Source organism: Streptomyces sp. Go-475 (assembly GCF_003330845.1).
Lineage (GTDB): Bacteria > Actinomycetota > Actinomycetes > Streptomycetales > Streptomycetaceae > Streptomyces.
Map to the genome: position 1 here is coordinate 5,680,593 of NZ_CP026121.1, position 14,916 is coordinate 5,695,508.

General features: G+C 74.0%; 12 protein-coding genes. 6 read left to right on the forward strand and 6 right to left on the reverse strand.

Annotated features, from left to right (window positions below; translation table 11 throughout):
• Window positions 1-137 precede the first annotated feature (137 nt).
• Window positions 138-1,031: an NYN domain-containing protein gene (locus C1703_RS26285; RefSeq protein WP_198678273.1), complete on the forward strand. Its 894-nt coding sequence runs from the start codon at window positions 138-140 to the stop codon at window positions 1,029-1,031.
• On the opposite strand, the gene C1703_RS26290 is transcribed toward C1703_RS26285, so the two are convergent.
• Window positions 1,028-1,900, reverse strand: a complete 873-nt coding sequence (locus tag C1703_RS26290) for an alpha/beta fold hydrolase (protein WP_114255171.1) — start codon at window positions 1,898-1,900, stop codon at window positions 1,028-1,030. The genes C1703_RS26285 and C1703_RS26290 overlap by 4 nt on opposite strands.
• 289 nt (window positions 1,901-2,189) lie before the next feature.
• Window positions 2,190-5,129, reverse strand: coding sequence for a DEAD/DEAH box helicase (locus C1703_RS26295; RefSeq protein WP_114255172.1), 2,940 nt, complete (start codon window positions 5,127-5,129; stop codon window positions 2,190-2,192).
• 479 nt (window positions 5,130-5,608) lie between these two features.
• Here C1703_RS26295 and C1703_RS26305 point away from each other — a divergent pair, with 479 nt between their 5' ends.
• A complete protein-coding gene (locus C1703_RS26305; protein ID WP_114255174.1) occupies window positions 5,609-6,355 on the forward strand; it encodes a ferritin-like fold-containing protein in 747 nt (248 codons plus the stop codon).
• A 110-nt stretch (window positions 6,356-6,465) separates the two neighbouring features.
• Here C1703_RS26305 and C1703_RS26310 read toward each other — a convergent pair whose 3' ends face one another.
• From C1703_RS26310 to C1703_RS26325, 4 genes are all read right to left on the reverse strand, one after another.
• Window positions 6,466-6,735: a hypothetical protein gene (locus C1703_RS26310; protein WP_037766295.1), complete on the reverse strand. Its 270-nt coding sequence runs from the start codon at window positions 6,733-6,735 to the stop codon at window positions 6,466-6,468.
• A 196-nt stretch (window positions 6,736-6,931) separates the two neighbouring features.
• Window positions 6,932-7,159, reverse strand: a complete 228-nt coding sequence (locus C1703_RS26315) for a DUF3107 domain-containing protein (RefSeq protein WP_031114311.1) — start codon at window positions 7,157-7,159, stop codon at window positions 6,932-6,934.
• Window positions 7,160-7,294: 135 nt separating this feature from the next.
• A complete protein-coding gene (locus tag C1703_RS26320; protein ID WP_031114312.1) occupies window positions 7,295-7,942 on the reverse strand; it encodes a TetR/AcrR family transcriptional regulator in 648 nt (215 codons plus the stop codon).
• A 207-nt stretch (window positions 7,943-8,149) separates the two neighbouring features.
• Window positions 8,150-8,374 (reverse strand): hypothetical protein, encoded by a 225-nt coding sequence (locus tag C1703_RS26325; RefSeq protein ID WP_114255175.1) that lies wholly within the window; start codon window positions 8,372-8,374, stop codon window positions 8,150-8,152.
• A gap of 268 nt (window positions 8,375-8,642) precedes the next feature.
• Between C1703_RS26325 and C1703_RS26330 the strand changes: the two genes are divergently transcribed.
• From C1703_RS26330 to C1703_RS26345, 4 genes are all read left to right on the forward strand, one after another.
• The gene (locus C1703_RS26330) at window positions 8,643-9,812 is read left to right on the forward strand and encodes an alpha/beta hydrolase (protein WP_114255176.1); all 1,170 of its coding nucleotides are present in this window, start codon (window positions 8,643-8,645) and stop codon (window positions 9,810-9,812) included.
• 8 nt (window positions 9,813-9,820) lie between these two features.
• Window positions 9,821-11,527: a DUF3152 domain-containing protein gene (locus C1703_RS26335; protein ID WP_114255177.1), complete on the forward strand. Its 1,707-nt coding sequence runs from the start codon at window positions 9,821-9,823 to the stop codon at window positions 11,525-11,527.
• 230 nt (window positions 11,528-11,757) lie between these two features.
• Entirely contained in the window at window positions 11,758-13,488 is a 1,731-nt protein-coding gene (locus C1703_RS26340; RefSeq protein ID WP_114255178.1) for a DUF3492 domain-containing protein, read from the forward strand.
• Entirely contained in the window at window positions 13,485-14,882 is a 1,398-nt protein-coding gene (locus tag C1703_RS26345) for a hypothetical protein (protein ID WP_114255179.1), read from the forward strand. Before C1703_RS26340 ends, C1703_RS26345 begins: the two co-directional genes overlap by 4 nt.
• Window positions 14,883-14,916: the final 34 nt, after the last annotated feature.

Sequence of the window (14,916 nt, forward strand, 5' to 3'; positions counted from 1 at the left end):
ACAGGGATGCGTGCCTCAAACATTCCCTACGCTAAGGAAATTTTTCGAACTGCTAATTACTGAGTCGTAAGAGTGTGGTTACGGGACCGACCGGGAGCGGTTGTGTTCGCAGCGTGACCGCCGGGACAATGGAGCTGATGAACGACGACCTCGCGGCCCTCAGCGCCCGCATCGACCGCACCAACGAGCTGCTCCAGCGCATGCTCGCCGAGGTGGCGAAGACACCCTCGACCCACGCGATCTTCGTCGATGCCGGGTACCTGTACGCCGCCGCGGGACGGCTCGTCGCCGGCACGGAGGACCGCCGCGCCTTCGACCTGGACGCCGAGGGCCTGATCGACGCCCTCATCGACCGGGCCCGCACGATCTTCGCGGACAGCAGGCTGCTGCGGGTCTACTGGTACGACGGCGCCCGCCGCCGCATCCACACGGCCGAGCAGCAGACCATCGCCGAACTGCCGGACGTCAAGGTGCGCCTGGGCAACCTGAACGCCAACAACCAGCAGAAGGGCGTCGACTCCCTCATCCGCTCCGACCTGGAGTCCCTCGCCCGTCACCGCGCCATCAGCGACGCGGCCCTGCTCGGCGGCGACGAGGACCTGGTGTCGGCGGTGGAGGCCGCCCAGGGCTACGGCGCCCGGGTCCACCTCTGGGGCATCGAGGCGCCGGAGGGCCGCAACCAGGCGGAGCCGCTGCTGTGGGAGGTCGACAGTCAGCGCACCCTCGACCTCGACTTCTTCAAGCCGTACGTCTCCCGCCGCGCGGCCCCCGCCTACGAGGCTGCCGCGGGCCGGCCCGCCCGCGAGGACGTGCGGTTCGTGGGCGCGCAGATCGCGGCGAAGTGGCTGGCGGCCCGGGGCCGGGACACGCTCGTGGAGCTGCTGCCCGGACACCCGTACCTGCCCGGCTCGGTGGACCAGGACCTGCTGGTGGAGGCGGAGAGCCTGCTCCAGTACTCCCTGCGAGGCCAGGCCGACCTGCGGCGCGCGCTGCGCGACGGCTTCTGGGAGCACCTGCGGACGCAGTACTAGCCCTCCCGGATGCCGTCCCAGAAGTCGGCGAGGGCGTGGGCCGTCGGCAGGGGGCGGTCGGCGTTGGGGGAGTGCTCGGCTCCCGCGATGACCGTGCGGTGCGCGGCCAGCCGCGCGGCCATGTCGTCGAGGATCGCCACCGGCCAGGTGTCGTCGTGCGCGCCCGACAGGACGTGGAACGGCAGGCGTACGGCGGCGAGTTCGGCGACGCGGTCCGGCTCGGTGCACAACTGGCGGCCGGTCGCGAGGAGCTGGGCGGGACGGTTGCCCAGCCAGCGGCGGCGCAACTGTTCCTGGTCGCCGATGCCGCGGGCGGGTCCGCCGACCTCCTCCGGCGGTCCCATGGCCTGGATGGCCTGCCACACCTCCTCCATCGACAGCACGGCGAGCGCGTCCCGCAGCAGCTTCACGCGCTGCTGCTGCGAGACGGAGATCTCCGCCGGGCCGGACGAGACCAGGGTGAGGGAGAGGAACGGGGAGGGGTCGAGCAGCACGGCCGCACGGGCGATCTGCCCGCCGAGCGAGTGCCCGACGAGGTGCACGGGAACGCCGAGCGCCGCGGCCTGCGCCAGCACGTCCCGGGCCAGTTCCCGCTGGGCGTAGGCGGATTCGTCGTCCACGGGCCCGTCCGACTCGTGCTGTCCCCGCCCGTCCACGGCGACGACGCGGTACCCGCGCTCGCCGAGCGGCTCGTGCAGCAGGCTGAAGTCCTCCTTGCTGCCGGTGAATCCGGGCAGCATCAGGGCGACGCCCCTGACCTCCGTACCCGCCCCCGGCGACGAGTCGACGACGGCGAACTCCCCGCGGGAGGTACACAGACGGTAGGCACGGGCGCCCGGCGGTGGGGGGAAGGTGGGGTGGCTGGTCACGGGGTGAGGGTAGCGGCTGGGGGGTGGTGGGGTGCGTGGGGCGGGGGCTGGCAAGGCGGGCCCTATGGGGGGGGGGGGGGCTGGTGGCTGCGGGTTGGTCGGGTGCGTGGTTCGAATGTCGGCGGTCCGGTCCCGCAAGGGGGAGTGGCTGAGGGCCGGCCGGGCGCGTGCGAATGCTGGTGGGCTGGCCCCGCAGGGGTGGGGGTAGCGCCTGAGAGCCGGCCGGGGGCCTCGGCGAACGCCGACGGCCCGGCCCCACAGGTGTGGGACCGGGCCGTCGGGTGGAGTGTCAGCCCTCCGTGGGCTCCGCTGCGGCCGTGGCCTTCCGCGTGCGGCGGGCCCTGGGCTTCGCCTCGGGCGCGTCCTCGGAGACCTCGGCGGACGCGGCAGCCGTCTTGGACGCGGTGGTCTTGCGCGTCCGCCGCGGCTTGGCCTCGGCGGTCTCCGGCTCCTGAGCCGTCTGGGCCGGGATTCCGGCGGTGGCCTCGGGCGCGGTGGCTTCGGGCGCGGCTGCGGTCTTGCGGGTGCGGCGGGCCTTGGGCTTGGCCTCCGCTCCCTCGGCCGCGTCGACGGCGGCCTCGGCGGTGGCTGCGGTCTTGCGGGTACGCCGCGGCTTGGTCTCCGTGGCTTCGGAGGCCTCGGCCGCTGCGGCGGCCTTCCGCGTCCGACGCGGCTTGGCCTCGGCGGCTGCCTCGGCGGCCTCCGCGGTGTCCGCAGCCTGAGCGGCGGCAGCCGTCTTCCGCGTCCGGCGCGGCTTGGCTTCCGTCCCCTCGGCCGTGTCGAGACTCGCCTCGGCCTGGGCGGCCGTCGCCTTGCGGGTCCGCCGCGGCTTGGCGTCGGCGGTCTCCGGCTCCTGAGCCGTCTGGGCCGGGATTCCGGCGGTGGCCTCGGGCGCGGTGGCTTCGGGCGCGGCTGCGGTCTTGCGGGTGCGGCGGGCCTTGGGCTTGGCCTCCGCTCCCTCGGCCGCGTCGACGGCGGCCTCGGCGGTGGCTGCGGTCTTGCGGGTACGCCGCGGCTTGGTCTCCGTGGCTTCGGAGGCCTCGGCCGCTGCGGCGGCCTTCCGCGTCCGACGCGGCTTGGCCTCAGTGGCTTCTGCCGTGTCGACGGCGTCCTCCGCCGTGGCTGCGGCCTTGCGCGTGCGCCTCGGCTTGGCCTCCGTGGCCTCGGGAGCGTCGGCCGTTGCGGCGGTCTTGCGCGTGCGGCGCGGCTTGGCCTCGGTGGCCTCCGCCGTGTCGACCGCTTCCTCCGCCGGGGCGGCCGTCTTGCGCGTACGCCGCGGCTTGGTCTCCGTGGCCTCGGCGCCCTCGGCGGGAACCTCGGCCTGCGCCGCCTTGCGGGTGCGGCGCGGCTTCGTCTCCGTCGGCTCCGAGGCGGACTCGGTGACGCCCTCGGCCGTGTCGAGCGCCGACTCGGCCGCGGACGGCGCCGACGCCGTGGTCTTGCGGGTGCGGCGGCGCGGCTTGGCCGCGGCAGCCTCGGGCTCCGTGGTCACCGACGCGGCGTCCACGGCAGCCGCGGACTCCACCGTCACCGGCGCCGCAGTCGTGGACTCCGTGGCCGACGGCGTCACCGCGGCCTCGGTCTCCGCCACCGGCGTCTGCGCGACCGGCGTCTCCGACCGGCGCGTCCGGCGGCGGCGCGGCTTCGCCGCCTCGGTCGCCTCGGTGCTCGTGCCCTCCGCCGTCGCGACGGCGTTCTCCGCCGACTCGGACGCCGCGGACTCGACGGCCGCGACCGGCGCCGACTCGGCCGGGGCGCCCCCGCGCGTGCGCCGGCGGCGACGCGGGGTGCGCGGAGCCGTGACGGCCTCCGCCTCGGCGGTACCGCCGACGGCCGCGGTCTCCGGGCCGGTCGCCTTGGCCGGGCCGGTCGCCGTGGTGCCGGAGGTCTCCGGCGCCCCGTCCACCAACGGCGCCCCGCCACGCGTCCGGCGGCGGCGCCGCGGCGTGCGCGACGGACGCTCACGGTCGGCCGACCGGGACTCGTCCCGGCCGCCGCGACCACCGCGGTCGCCACGACCGCGCGGCCCCCGGCCGCCCGGCTCGCCCAGGTCCTCCAGCTCCTCCGCGTCCAGCCCGGCGCGCGTGCGCTCCGAGCGCGGCAGGATGCCCTTCGTGCCCTCGGGGATGCCGAGGTCGGAGTAGAGGTGCGGGGACGTGGAGTACGTCTCCGGCGGGTCATTGAAGTCAAGCTCCAGCGCCTTGTTGATGAGCTGCCAGCGCGGGATGTCGTCCCAGTCGACGAGCGTGATCGCCGTACCCTTCGCGCCCGCGCGGCCCGTACGGCCGATGCGGTGCAGGTACGTCTTCTCCTCTTCCGGCGACTGGTAGTTGATGACGTGCGTCACGCCCTCGACGTCGATGCCGCGCGCGGCGACGTCGGTGCAGACGAGCACGTCCACCTTGCCGTTGCGGAAGGCGCGCAGCGCCTGCTCGCGGGCGCCCTGGCCGAGGTCGCCGTGGACCGCGCCGGAGGCGAAACCGCGCTGCTTCAGCTGGTCGGCGAGGTCGGCCGCCGTGCGCTTGGTGCGGCAGAAGACCATGGCCAGTCCCCGGCCCTCGGCCTGCAGGATGCGCGCGACCATCTCCGGCTTGTCCATGTTGTGCGCGCGGTAGATGAACTGCTTGGTGTTCGCGACCGTCGCGCCCGCGTCGTCCGGCGCCGTGGCGCGGATGTGCGTGGGCTGCGACATGTAGCGGCGGGCCAGGCCGATGACCGCGCCCGGCATGGTGGCCGAGAACAGCATGGTCTGGCGCCGCACCGGCAGCATGTTGATGATCTTCTCGACGTCGGGCAGGAAGCCCAGGTCGAGCATCTCGTCGGCCTCGTCGAGGACCAGGCACTTGACGTGCTTCAGGTTCAGCTTCTTCTGCCCGGCGAGGTCGAGCAGGCGGCCCGGGGTGCCGACGACCACGTCGACGCCCTTCTTGAGCGCCTCGACCTGGGGCTCGTAGGCCCGGCCGCCGTAGATCGCCGTCACGCGGACGTTGCGGACCTTGCCGGCCGTCAGGAGGTCGTTGGTGACCTGCGTGCACAGCTCGCGCGTGGGGACGACGACGAGGGCCTGCGGGGCGTCGGTGAGGTCCTCGGGCTTGGCGCGCCCGGCCTCGACGTCGGCGGGGACGGTGACGCGCTCGATGAGCGGGAGGCCGAAGCCCAGCGTCTTGCCGGTGCCGGTCTTGGCCTGGCCGATGACGTCCGAGCCCGAAAGGGCCACGGGGAGCGTCATCTCCTGGATGGGGAAGGCGGTGATGATGCCGACGGCCTCCAGGGCCTCGGCGGTCTCGGGAAGGATCCCGAGCTCTCGGAACGTCGTAGTCAGGGTGCTGCCTCTTCTGTGTGGGCGGCGCGAGGCGAGCGCGGGGGTCGTGTCAAGGACCGTGCCGGGGACGTCGGCTGCCTACGGGCGGGCCGTAGAGCACGGGACCGCGCCGACGCTCTAGCGCTCGTGCCGCTGAGGGTGTCCCCTCCGGGTTTCGTACGCGTAGTGCCGTACGCCGGGGAGGGCTGTCGGGTCGGAGCCGATCGGGCCACCGACCGGGCATCCTCATACGTGCGGCCTGTCGAGGTACGACGACGTACCAGCAGGCGCATTACCACCATACCCCGGAATCGCGCACATGCGATGGCCGATTTGGTCACGTAGTCGTCGTCACAGTGATTGACCAGGGCCTTACGGCTCCCGGCGGGCGGGCTATTGTGCGCTTCATGACGAGCTCTGACAAGCCTGAGAACGCCTCGGACACCGCCGCCGAACACACCGGAGTCGCCGCCCGGGACTGGGCGACGGCCTCCGCCGACCCGCAGTACCGCGCCGCGGTCGTGGACCTGCTCGGCGCGCTCGCCTACGGGGAGCTGGCGGCGTTCGAGCGGCTCGCGGAGGACGCCAAGCTGGCGCCGACCCTGGCGGACAAGGCGGAGCTGGCGAAGATGGCCTCGGCGGAGTTCCACCACTTCGAGAGGCTGCGCGACCGGCTCGCCGAGATCGGCGAGGAGCCGACGCGGGCGATGGAGCCGTTCGTCGCCGCTTACGACGGCTTCCACAAGCAGACGGCCCCCTCGGACTGGCTGGAGGGCCTGGTCAAGGCCTACGTCGGCGACTCCATCGCCAGCGATTTCTACCGCGAGGTCGCCGCCCGGCTGGATTCCGACTCCCGCGACCTGGTGCTGGCCGTCCTCGACGACACGGGGCACGGTGGCTTCGCCGTGGAGAAGGTGCGCGCCGCGATCGACGCCGACCCCCGCGTGGGCGGACGGCTCGCGCTCTGGGCGCGGCGGCTGATGGGCGAGGCCCTGTCGCAGTCCCAGCGGGTGGTCGCCGACCGGGACGCGCTGTCGACCATGCTGGTGGGCGGTGTCGCGGACGGCTTCGATCTCGCCGAGGTCGGCAAGATGTTCTCCCGGATCACCGAGGCGCACACCAAGCGGATGGCCGCGCTGGGCTTGGCCGCCTGACGCTCTGTACGGGGCGGCTGTACGGGGCGGCTGTACGGGGCGGTTTCGGCTGTGCCGCGACCGCGGGACGTAGCCGGGTGGGCGCGCAGGTCCCCGCGCCCCCGCGCCGGCTACGCCGTCGCTGATCGGCGGCGCAGTCTTCCCGAGGGGCGCAGCAGCAGCGACAGCGAGGCCACCGAGACGATCACCGCGCCGAGCAGCACCAGCAGCAGGTGCCCGGCGTCGAGCGCGCTGTGCATCACAAAGGCCCCGAACAGGGCGCCGGCGACGCCGGTCGACAGGACCAGCGGGCGAGCCGGCAGACGGTGCGGCAGGCGGTGCGTGGCCGCCCACGCCAGAGCGAGGCCGAGGATCGCGGAACTCAGCGCTTCCAGGAGCATGTCGGGGGTCCCTCCCACATGGCCGGCCTGGCCGGAACGGTCGTAGCCCGTCTTACCCCTGACCTGCGGAATCCAATCCACCTCCAGGGGCGACTTGTGCTCCATCCGTGAAGGAACCCGTGCGCCGCACGGGGCGGGAGTACGCAAACGGGGGCGGGGCGGCCGAGAGCCGCCCCGCCCCACGCGACACAAGCGCCTACAGCGCGCCGAAGCCCACCTTGCGCGGCGCCGGCTCACCGATCTCGACGTAGGCGAGCCGGTCGGCCGGCACCAGGACCTTGCGGCCGTGCTCGTCCACGAGGGTCAGCAGCGGCGACTTCCCGGCCAGCGCCTCCGACACGGCCCGCTCGACCTCCTCGGCACTCTGACCGCTCTCCAGAACGATCTCGCGGGGCGCGTGCTGCACGCCGATCTTGACCTCCACGGCTTTGTCCCTCCGACGGTCAGTGATGTGCGCGACCTTCCGCGCCGTACGCAGCACACATTAGCCCGGTGAGGGGACGTACAGGCTCCGCCGGAGAACGCCACGAGCGAACACCGGGCGGGAACAACGCGCCCGTCAGTGGTGCTGCTGGTCCGTCCCGTGCAGCGGGAAGCCCGCGATGCCGCGCCACGCCAGCGAGGTCAGCAGCTGCACCGCCTGGTCGCGCGGCACGCTGCGGTCGCTGTGCAGCCAGGAGCGGGCCACCACCTGGGCGAGGCCGCCCAGGCCCGAGGCGAGCAGCATCGACTCCGCGCGCGACAGGCCGGTGTCCTCGGCGATCACGTCACAGATCGCCTCCGCGCACTCGTTGGTGACCTTGTCGACGCGCTCGCGCACGGCGGGCTCGTTCGTCAGGTCCGACTCGAAGACCAGGCGGAAGGCGCCGCCGTCGTCCTCGACGTACGCGAAGTAGGCGTCCATCGTCGCCCGGACGCGCTGCTTGTTGTCGGTCGTCGACGCGAGCGCGTTGCGCACGGACTGGATGAGCGACTCGCAGTGCTGGTCCAGCAGCGCGAGGTAGAGGTCGAGCTTGCCGGGGAAGTGCTGGTAGAGCACCGGCTTGCTCACTCCGGCGCGCTCGGCGATGTCGTCCATCGCGGCCGCGTGGTAGCCCTGGGCCACGAAGACCTCCTGGGCCGCGCCCAGGAGCTGGTTCCGTCGGGCACGGCGCGGCAGGCGTGTGCCCCGCGGGCGAACCGCCTCTGTCTGCTCGATGGCTGTCACGCCGCCTCCCATAGTCGTCCACGTGCGGATCTGGCCGCGTCGCCATCGTACTTTTCGGTAACCGTGGTGTGCGCGGTGAGAGCGCAGGATTTCACGGACCGGACGGTTACGAAAGCGGTTGCGAAGGTTTCAAACAGGGGCAGAGCGGGCAAAATGCGGCCTCTTTCCTGCTCGATGGTGCGGTCCGTCGCCCTGCGGCGACGGACGTCACCGGTAGTCGTCCTCGTCGAGCGAGACGATCCGGGTCTGCTCCACCAGGTCCGCCTCGTTGGCGCGGTCCGGGTCGACGCCGGTCAGCGGGTCGTCGCGGTTCGGCGTGATGTCCGCGTGCTGCTCGGCCGCGTCGACCTCGGGGGCCTCGACGTCGTACTCCTGCGCCTCCGGCGCGTCCTCGGCCTCGAACGTCTCCGGATCGGTGGGGTCAACGGCCATGCTGGGCTCCCTTCCTACGAACGTCCCTGGGAATGCAGGGGCCACACGCGGGTGCCCTCTGTACGAGCCTAGGAGACACCCGATCCGGACGCTATGCGATCCGCGTCCGGAACGTGACGCAGTGCGCATCCCGCCGGCTGACTCCCCTGCTGCTTCCCATGTGCTCTCTCATCTGCCCCGCCTGCCTGGTGTCTGCCCCTCTCGTAGGGCCGATTCCTGTGACGGCGAACACATGAGCCACTGCGTGATCGTCTCGTAACATTGCCGCATGTCTTCGACCGAGCTGCCGTTCGTGCCGCCCGCCAATGTGCTGCCGAAGGTGGGGGCCGTCAGGGTCGCCGAGGGCGAGCGGCTCAGGTCGGTCGAGCTGCCCGGGGCCACGCTGACGGTGCGGTCGAGGCCCCCCGCGCGTGAAGGGCTGCCTCCCGCGCTGTACGTGCACGGGCTCGGAGGTTCCTCGCAGAACTGGTCGGCGCTGATGCCGCTGCTGGACGACGTCGTCGACAGCGAGGCCGTCGACCTGCCGGGCTTCGGCGACTCCCCGCCCCCGGACGACGGCGACTACTCCGTCACGGGGCACGCGCGCGCGGTCATCCGGTACCTCGACGCCTCCGGCCGCGGCCCCGTCCACCTGTTCGGGAACTCGCTCGGCGGCGCCATCACCACCCGTGTCGCCGCGGTCCGGCCCGATCTCGTCCGTACGCTCACGCTCGTGTCACCCGCCCTGCCGGAAATCCGCGTGCAGCGTTCCGCCGTGCCCACGGGGCTGCTGGCGGTGCCCGGTGTCGCGCCGCTCTTCACCCGGCTCACCAGGACGTGGACGGCGGAGCAGCGGGTCCGCGGCGTGATGGCGCTCTGCTACGGCGACCCCGCGCGGGTGACGCCGGAAGGATTCCGCAATGCCGTGCAGGAGATGGAGCGGCGGCTGCGGCTGCCGTACTTCTGGGACGCGATGGCGCGCTCCGCGCGCGGGATCGTCAACGCGTACACGCTGGGCGGCCAGCAGGGCCTGTGGCGCCAGGCCGAGCGCGTCCTCGCGCCGACCCTCCTCGTCTACGGCGGCCGTGACCAGCTCGTCGGCTTCCGCATGGCCCAGAAGGCCGCCCGGGCCTTCCGCGACTCGCGGCTGGTGACTTTGCCGGACGCGGGACACGTGGCCATGATGGAGTACCCGGAGACGGTCGCCCTGGCGTTTCGTGAACTCCTCGAGGACTCGGGCGAGTTGGGTACGCAGCGGGCGCGGCGGAGCCGGTCCGGAGCGGGCCGCGCCGAGTCGGGCACGGGCCGGCCGGACACCGGGGGTGAGGGCGACACCGGCGCGGTGGACGGGCGGAAGTCGGTCGCGGCGGGTACGGTCGCCACGGGTACGCGCGAGCCGGGCGCTCGCGCGGGCGACGCCAGCGACGGAGAAGGAACCGACGAGAGCATGGGGGGCTGAGGCGCGACGTGGGACGCCACAGCCGCCGTGGGCCCGTCGCCAAGGGCGACACCGCGGACACAACCGCAGTACGGGACGGCCGCGCCGGGCAGGCGCAGGCGCAGGGACAGGCCCAGAGGCAGGGGCAGGGGCCGAGAGCAGGCCAGGGCCAGGGCCAGGGCCAGGGTCAGGGGCAGGCATCGGACGCGAGCCGGGGTGGCCGCCCGGCACCGGACGCGAGCCGGGGTGGCCGCCCGGTACCGGACACGAGCCGGGGTGGCCGCCCGGTACCGCCCGGCGCCGGGCAGGGCGGCTGGCCGCCGCCGGGCGCGGGGCCGCGCCGCGTGCCGGGCCCACGTCCGGCACCGGGGCCGCATTCAGCGTCGGGGGCGTATTCGGCGTCGGGGACGCCGCCGCACGGGGTGCCGCGCTTGCCGGACGGCTGGCTGCCGGACGGCACGCCCGCGCGTGGGGTGCCGCGCCTCTCCGACGGGACGCCGGGGCGCGGCGTTCCGCGGTTGCCCGACGGGACTCCCGCGCAGGGCTTTCCGCGGTTGCCCGACGGCACTCCCGCGCAGGGTGTTCCCCGGTTGCCCGACGGCACCCCCGCGCGCGGCTTTCCCCATGCTCGGGGAGGTCATCCCGAGCAGCGGGAAGCCGGGGGTGGCTGGGGTGAGTTGAGGGGGAGTGGTGGGGGCGGTGCTCCCATACCGCGGCAGCGCCGGGCGTCTGGGCCCGGCCCGCGGCAGGAGTACCTCGACGCCTTCGACGAGGAGGACGACGTCTTCGCCCCCCGTACGCCCGCCTCCGCGCACGCGGCGGACGCCTACGCCTCCGTCACGGACTGGAGCGCCGGCACCCCGGCCGACCCCCGCTTCGACGACCACGACCACGCGGGGCCCACCGGCACGCCCGCGCCCGGCAAGGGTGCCAAGAGCCGTACCTTCACCGGCATCGCGGCCGCCGCCGTCACCACCGTGCTGGCCGTCGTCGTCGCCGGCCAGGTCGCCGACGACCCCGGCGGTGCCGGTGTGCAGTCGCAGTCCGCCACCGACCAGGCCCGCGACATCCGGGACTCCGCGTCCCGCGCGGACGACCGTGCGACGCCCGCCCCGGGCCCCGCCGCGGCGCCGCTGACGTACGACGCGAAGATGGCCAGAACGTACCCGCTCGCCGCCACGCTGAAGGGCTCCGGGAAGTTCGACGCCGTTCCCGGCATCGCCAAGGCGCCGGGCGCGGGGCAGAAGCTGACCTACCGCGTGGACGTGGAACAGGGGCTGGGGCTCGACGGCGAGCTCTTCGCCGAGGCCGTGCAGAAGACGCTCAACGACCAGCGCAGCTGGGCCCACAACGGGGCGTACGCCTTCGAGCGCATCTACACCGGCAAGCCCGACTTCGTCATCACCCTCGCCAGCCCCGGCACGACCGCCGACTGGTGCGCCAAGTCCGGCCTCGACACCACCGTGGACAACGTCTCCTGCGACTCGGCCGCGACCGAGCGCGTGATGATCAACGCCTACCGGTGGGCCCAGGGCTCCGAGACGTACGGTGACCGCGACATCCACGCCTACCGGCAGATGCTGATCAACCACGAGGTCGGACACCGCCTCGGCCACGGGCACGTCACCTGCGACAAGGACGGCGACCTCGCCCCGGTCATGCAGCAGCAGACCAAGTTCCTCGACCACGACGGCATCCACTGCCGCGCCAACCCCTGGCCGTACCCCGCGAGCTGACAGAGATTCCGGAGCGGACGGGCGTCGTCGGCCGCGCATGACCATCCGTGTCCGCTTGATCTCCTAGCGCGACGGAACGCGGACCGCACGCGAAAGTTACGACCGTTCACCCCTTTTGGTGGTGCGACGGACAACCGTCCGTCGCACCACCGCCTTGTCCGCATACGTTCGTCCCGCTGCGAGCCGCCGGGCAACGGCGGCTCCCCATACGGGAGATCGGGGGTGCACTCGTGCGCATCGGACTGCTTACGGAGGGTGGCTATCCGTACGTGAGCGGTGACGCCAGGCTCTGGTGCGACCGGCTGGTGCGCGGGCTCGCCCAGCACGAGTTCGACGTCTACGCGCTCAGCCGCAGCCAGGACCAGGAGGACGAGGGCTGGGTCCCGCTGCCGCCGAACGTCCGCAGGGTGCGCACCGCACCCCTGTGGACGGCCGAGGACGACGACGTGGTGCTGGGCCGCCGTGCGCGCCGGCGCTTCACGGAGTGCTTCGGGGAACTGGCGGCCGTGCTGTGCGGGGCGTCCGGTGGTTCGGCGGTCCCCGGTGACGCGTCGGCCTCCGCGGGGACGTCGACCCCTGAGGCGGACCGTTTCGCCAACGCTCTGTACGGGCTCGCCGAACTCGCCCGGGACGAGGGCGGCCTGGCGGGAGCGCTCCGCTCCGAGGCCGCCGTCCGCACACTGGAACGCGCCTGTCGTGCGCCCGGCGCACACCGCGCGGCACGCGAGGCGCGCGTCCCGGACCTGCTCGCCGTGGCCGCGTACGTGGAACGCGCCCTGCGCCCCCTCTCCCTCGACTGGTACGAGGACAACGGCCTCGGGGCGGTCGACCTCTGCCACGCCGCGTCCGGCGGCACGGCCGTCCTGCCGGGTCTGCTGGCCCGCCATTTCACCGGCGTACCCCTGCTGGTGACCGAGTACGGCGTGCGCCTGCGCACGCACTACCTCACCGCGCCCGACGCCCCACCCGCCGTACGGTCCCTGCTCGCCGCCTTCCACGGCAGGCTCGCGGCCGAGGCCTACGCACGGGCCGAGATCGTCACCGCCGGCAACACGCACGCCCGCCGCTGGCAGGAGCGCTGCGGAGCCGACCGCGGGAAGCTCCGCACGGTCTACCCCGGCATGGACGCCCGGCCCTTCGCGGACGTCGGCGAGTCCCCCGACTGCGCGGCCCCGGACACCCTCGTCTGGGTCGGCCGCGTCGAGCCCGCCAAGGACCTGGTCTCGCTGCTGCACGCCTTCGCGGAGGTCCGCAAGCGGCAGCCGAGGACGCGCCTGCGCATCGTCGGAGCCCCCGCCGGCGCCGAGGGCGCGGCCTATCTCGGCCACTGCCGGACACTGGCCGCCCAACTCTTCCCCGACGAGGCCGACGGCCCGCACGCCGCCGGCGACAACCCGGTGTCCTTCGAGGAGATCGGCGGGCCGGAACTCCCGGCCGCCGCCGACGCCTACGCCTCAGGCGCCGTGACCGTCCTGTCCAGCGTCGTCGAGGGCTTTCCGATCAGCCTCGTCGAGGCCATGCTCTGCGGGCGCGTGACGGTGTCCACCGACGTCGGCGCCGTCACGGAGGTCATCGGCGGCACGGGCCTGGTCGTACCGCCGCGCAACCCGCGGGCGCTCGCCGAGGCGTGCGTGGCCCTGCTGCGCGACCCCGAGCGCCGTGAGCGCCTGGGGGCCGCCGCTCGCGCCCGCGCCCTCGAACTGTTCACGGTCGAGCAGAACATCGAGGCGTTTCACGGCATCTACCTGGAGATCGTCTCGCGTGCGCCGATCCGCCGGGTCGTCCTCGACGAAACGGGAGCACCGCTGCCCTTCGCGGTCCCGGCCGAGGCCCACGTCCCGGTCCGCTGGGCCGACCCGTCGCCGTCGCCCCGCCTCGTCGCCCGCGGCGGCCCCGGCTGGGCGACGGACACCCCCGTACGCGCCACCACTCCCGTCCCGGCCCCGGAGGGAGCACGATGAACGACCTGGGCGAACTGGACCGGCCGGGAACCCCGACCAGCCCGGGGCCGTGGGACGCCCACTCGGAGGAGACCCTGAGCCCCGAGACCTCGCCCGCCCCGGAGACGGCGGCCGACGGCGACCGGCCCGCGAACACCGAGGCGACCACCGGCGGTGAGCCGCTCGCGAAACCGGAAGGGGCCACCGGCAGCAGCAAGCCGTCTGCGCGGGACACGGCCACCGGCAGCAAGCCGCCCGCGCGGGAGGCGGGCACCGGCCGCAAGCCGTCCGCGCACGAGACAGACCCCGACCGCAAAGCCGCCGCCCCGCGTCGTGGTGCCGCTGACCCCGTGAAGGCGCTGATGCACCGTCACCGGGACCTCTGCGAACGCGCCGTGGACCCTCTGGAGATCGCCGCGGGGCTGGAAGCGCACGGCATCACCGACCGGACCGCCGCCCGCTTCCGCCACCGGGACGTCTTCTCCCTCGCCGAGGAGATGTACGCACGGGCCTCCCGGGACGGGGACGCGCCCCCGCCCACCCCGCCGACCGCCCCCCGGGTACGCGCCGACTGGGTCCTCCTGACGCTCCTGCCGGGGGCGCTGTGCGCCGCCGCCGTGTCGGCCGTGCGCCTCACCGACGGCCAGACGCGCCTGTTCGCGGCCGCCGTCGGCGCCCTCACCGTCGCCCTGGCCCTCCACGCGGCCCTGCGCCGAGGCCCCCTGAGCGCGGCCGACCGCACCACCCCCGGCAGAACCACCACATGGACCGCCTGGCTCATCGGCTACTCCCTCCTGGGCGACGGACTGCTCCGCAACGCGGTCGCCGGAGGCCCCGACGCCCTGCCCACCGGCGCGGCCGACGGCCCCTGGCCCCTCACCGCCGCGCCCGTGCTGGCTCTCGCCCTGGCCTGCGCGCCGGCGGCCTGGATCACCCACCTCCTCACCGGACGCGCCCGCCGCAGACTCGCCGCGAGCCGCGGCCTGGACGACTTCGCCGCCGCCGTACGACCGCTCCTGCTCGGCGCGTTCGCCCTGTTCCTGGCTGCCCTGGCAGTCCTGCTCGCCCTCTGCGCAGCGGCCCTCGACGAGCCCGCGGCCTACACGCAGGCCCTCACCCTGGGCGCCCTCCTCTTCCTGGCCCGCCTCCTCACCACCCACGGCTTCACCTACGCCCCGGCCGTGGTCCTCACCGCCACGGCCACCGTCGAGGCGGCCGCCCTCGCCACGGTCTTCACCTCCCGCCTCCCCGGCTGCGGCTTCCTGGCCACCCCGGTCGAAACCCTCGTCACCACCTTGGGCGCCGGCAGCGTTCCCGCCCTCGCCTGTGGAGCCGCGGCCCTGGCCCTCCTGATCCACACGACCCGCAAGCTCACCCGCGCCTCGGCCCACGCACCGCCGGAGCCCGCACGGTGACCGCCGCAGACACCGGCCCCACCGCCGCAGGCAC